Below are 567 nucleotides of genomic sequence, written 5' to 3'. Positions count from 1 at the left end.
TGCATTTGATGCTGGCTTAGATATATCAATTCCATATTTAGCTGCCATTGATTTTACTTCACCTAAAGCTCTAATTTGTGTAGAAACTTCTTCTCTTTTTCTTATTAATTCATCAAGCATATCGCCATTTAAATTATCTAGATCCTTTTTCTTTTCTTCTATTAAGTAATCTATACCATAAAGTGCAACTCTTCTGTAGTCACCTATTATTCTTCCTCTACCATATGCATCTGGAAGACCTGTTAAAAGTCCTGCACTTCTTGCAGCTCTTATTTCTCTTGTATATCCATCGAATACACCTTCATTATGAGTTTTTCTATATTTAGGGAAATATTCTTCTATATTCTTATCTAATTCATATCCATACTCTTTTAGTGAGCTTTGAACCATTCTCATTCCACCAAATGGATTTACAATTCTCTTAAGAGGTGCATCTGTTTGAAGTCCCACTATAACTTCATTATCTTTATCTATATATCCTGGATCATAGTTGTCAATTCCTGATACTCTATCAGTTGCAACATCTATTATTCCCTTTTTAACTTCTTCTACTATTAAATCATAAGC

At 31.7% G+C, this 567-nt stretch carries 1 protein-coding gene; it reads right to left on the bottom strand.

Features of this window, described 5'->3' with window-relative positions; translation table 11 throughout:
* Positions 1–567 (bottom strand): pyruvate formate lyase family protein (locus COL3_RS26815; RefSeq protein WP_278286719.1); only part of this gene is annotated, 567 nt, incomplete at both ends.

Source organism: Clostridium sp. LS, from assembly GCF_002760435.1.
GTDB lineage: Bacteria > Bacillota > Clostridia > Clostridiales > Clostridiaceae > Clostridium.
This window is presented reverse-complemented; position numbering and strand designations above follow the sequence as displayed.